Origin of the sequence: Shimia sp. (assembly GCF_041624275.1) — a bacterium.
Taxonomy (GTDB): Bacteria; Pseudomonadota; Alphaproteobacteria; order Rhodobacterales; family Rhodobacteraceae; genus Shimia.
In genome coordinates this window covers 1-3,337 of record NZ_JBFJVE010000251.1, presented here as the reverse complement: position 1 = coordinate 3,337, position 3,337 = coordinate 1, and the positions used below count along the sequence as shown (strand labels likewise).

Sequence of the window (3,337 nt, the reverse complement as noted above, 5' to 3'; positions counted from 1 at the left end):
GGCTTGACGCCGATGCGCCGATCCTCGGCCAGCAGGAGTTTCTGAACCGGGTTCACCCGGAGGATCTGAAAATCGTCGAAGCGGCGGATACGGCGCTGATCTCGGGGCAGAAATCCAAGAGCAAATCGGTGTTCCGAATCCGTCATGAAGATGGTCATTGGGTGTGGGTCCAATCCGATACCGGGGTCTCGGCGCGGGACGCCGAAGGGCGTCCGACAGAAATATCCGGCGCTCATACAGACATTACCGCCGAGAAGGTGGCGCGCAACAAATCTCTAGCCGACAGTTTCCGCTACAAGGTTCTGATGGAGAAATCGCCTGCCGGCGCCGCCGTGTTCGGTCTGGATGCAAGCTTGCTGGAATGCAACAGGGCCTTTGGTCGTTACCTGGGTTATTCGAGATCCGAGATCATTGGCATGAAACTCCACAAGCTGGTGTGGTTCGACAATGACCCGGCCGAAGTGCAGAAAAAGCTCGATTTCTATCAGGGGAAAACCTCGGAAATCAGCTTTGAAAGCGTCATGATCTGCAAGGATGGCCGCCGCAAGCACGCGATGATCAGCGGCACCCGGCTGACCAATCTCGACGAACAGGACACTTTCCTGTTCCAGTTGCTCGACATCACCGACAAGGTCATCAGCCAGAAACAGAAAGACATGTTCCTGGCCACCATCAGCCATGAATTGCGCACCCCCCTGACGACCATCACCGGGGCCGTCAAGCTGCTCAACGGCGGGCAGATCGGCGCCCTTCCCGAGGGGGCCGGCCATCTTCTGGAACTGGCCGAAAAGGGGGTCGGTCGGATGACGCATCTGATCGACCGGCTGCTGGTGTTCAAATCGCTGGAATCGGGCGAGGTGAGCTATCATCTCGAACCGCTGGATCCGCTGGAGATCATCGAAGCGGTCAGCGCGACGGTCGAGCTGAAAGAGGGGCAATCCTTCGAATACGCCGATGCAGCGGCGTCGGCGCCGATCCTCGTTGACGGGACGCATGTGCAGCAGGTGCTGATCGAATTGCTGACGAACGCGTCGAAATTCTCCCCACAGGGGGCGAAGATCACCGTTTCGCTTGCCCAGGAGGACGACGCGGTGACGATTTCCGTCAGCGACGAGGGCGAGGGTGTCCCCGAGGCCTTTCTCGAAAAGCTGTTCGGACACTTCAATCAGGCCGATTCATCGGACGTGCGCAGCGTCGGCGGCGCCGGCCTCGGGCTGGCGCTGGCCAAGCGGATGACCGAAGGCATGGGCGGAAGCATCGGCTACACGGCGGCGGCAAGCGGCGGCGCCACATTCTGGATCCGCTTTCCCATCGCCCCCGTCGCCGCGGATCAGGGCGCAGCGGGCTGAGCGGCCCGCCGGCAGGCGCGGCACGCTGGCGGCGGGGCCCTATTTCTTGATCGGCACGCCGTAAAGTTCCAGCTTGTGGCCCTTGAGCCGATAGCCGAGTTTGGCGGCGATCTTTTCCTGAAGCGCCTCGATCTCGGGATCGACGAATTCGATCACCTCGCCGGAATGGATGTCGATCAGGTGGTCGTGATGCTCGCGCTCGGCGTCTTCATAGCGGGCCCGCCCGTCGCCGAATTCCAGCTTGTCGAGAATGCCGGCCTCTTCGAACAGCTTCACCGTGCGATAGACCGTGGCCAGCGAAATGCCGGCATCCCGCGCCGAGGCGCGGGCGTAAAGCTCTTCGACGTCGGGGTGGTCGGGGCTTTCCTCAAGCACGGCCGCAATCACCCGGCGCTGTTCGGTCATGCGCAGCCCCTTGGCTTCGCAGCGGGCAATGATCGTGTCGCTCATCTGTCGTTCCGTTCTGGCTCTGGGCCTGCGTTTTACCGTCGCCGGCGGGGGCTGGCCACCGTTTTTGTGACGCAGGGGCTCGGCTTTCCTGCTTGACTTGTGTCGCATTAGCCGCCATGTGCGGCGCAACCGCCTTCTGCCGCGTGAGCAGAGATATCGGCCGGACCCCGCTTGCGGGTCCCAGCCAGGGCGTTTCTTTGATCCCAATATCACGCGTGGGGCCAGGGTCTTCAAGGGCCGTGCGGAAAGGCACGGATCGCTTTCGGGGCCTACCATCGCAACCGCCCCCCAAGCCGGGGGCCACTCAGGGTGCCGCGCGATCCCGCGCCGCGCCGGAAAGAGACCTATGACAAGTTTTCATGACCTCGGCCTGCCCGAGAAACTGGTGGCCAAGCTGATCGCCACCGGCATCGACAAGCCGACCCCGATCCAGGAACGCGCCATCCCCCACGCGCTTGAGGGGCAGGACGTGATGGGGCTGGCCCAGACCGGCACCGGCAAGACGCTGGCCTTCGGCCTGCCGCTGATCGCGCGGCTGCAATCCTATGGCCGCAAGCCCGAGCCGCGCAGCGTGCGGGCGCTGATCCTGGCGCCGACCCGCGAGCTGGCCAACCAGATCAAGGACAGTCTGGCGGCGCTGGTCGATGGTACGCCCTTCAAGGTCGGGCTGGTGGTCGGCGGCGTGTCGATCAACCCGCAGATCGCCCGCGTCGCGCGCGGCACCGACGTGCTGGTGGCGACGCCGGGCCGTCTTATCGACCTGATGGAGCGTGACGCGCTGGATCTCGGGGCGACCGATTTCCTGGTGCTCGACGAGGCCGACCAGATGCTCGACATGGGGTTCATCCATGCCCTGCGAAAGATCGCCCAGTGGCTGCCGGCAAAACGCCAGACCATGCTGTTCTCGGCCACGATGCCCAAGCTGATGGCCGAGATCGCCGGTTCCTACCTCGACAACCCGGTGCGGGTGCAGGTCTCGCCTCCGGGCAAGGCGGCGGACAAGATCACCCAGGGCATCCACTTCATCGCCAAGGCCGAGAAGACCGGCCTGCTGATCGAGCTTCTGGCCGAGCATCGCGACGAGGCGGCGATCGTCTTTGCGCGCACCAAACACGGCTCGGACCGGCTGATGAAGACCCTGGTCAAGGCGGGCTATGCCGCAGTGGCGGTGCATGGCAACCGCAGCCAGGGCCAGCGCGAAAGGGCGATCAAGGCCTTCCGCGAAGGCGAGATGATGGTTCTGGTGGCCACCGATGTCGCGGCGCGCGGGCTCGATATTCCGCAGGTGCGGCATGTCTATAACTACGATCTGCCCAATGTGCCGGAGAACTATGTCCACCGCATCGGCCGCACGGCGCGGGCCGGCATGGACGGCGCGGCGGTGGCCTTCTGCGCCCCCGACGAGGTTGACGAGCTGAAGGCGATCCAGAAGGTGATGAAACTGACCATCCCGGTGCTGTCGGGCCGCCCCTGGGCCGGTGCCGAGGAGCCTTCGCACAAGTCCAAGGGCAGTGGCGCGCCAAGCCGGGGCGGCGCGC

General features: G+C 64.2%; 3 protein-coding genes. 2 read left to right on the top strand and 1 reads right to left on the bottom strand.

Features of this window, described 5'->3' with window-relative positions:
* The coding region (locus tag ABZD10_RS14555) for an ATP-binding protein (protein WP_372887584.1) at positions 1–1,349 on the top strand (1,349 nt) is incomplete at its 5' end.
* Between the two features lie 39 nt (positions 1,350–1,388).
* On the opposite strand, the gene ABZD10_RS14550 is transcribed toward ABZD10_RS14555, so the two are convergent.
* On the bottom strand, positions 1,389–1,799 hold the full coding sequence (locus ABZD10_RS14550) for a Fur family transcriptional regulator (RefSeq protein ID WP_372887582.1): 411 nt from the start codon (positions 1,797–1,799) through the stop codon (positions 1,389–1,391).
* A 346-nt stretch (positions 1,800–2,145) separates the two neighbouring features.
* On the opposite strand from ABZD10_RS14550, the gene ABZD10_RS14545 reads away from it, so the two are divergent.
* Positions 2,146–3,337 (top strand): DEAD/DEAH box helicase (locus ABZD10_RS14545; protein WP_372887580.1); only part of this gene is annotated, 1,192 nt, incomplete at its 3' end.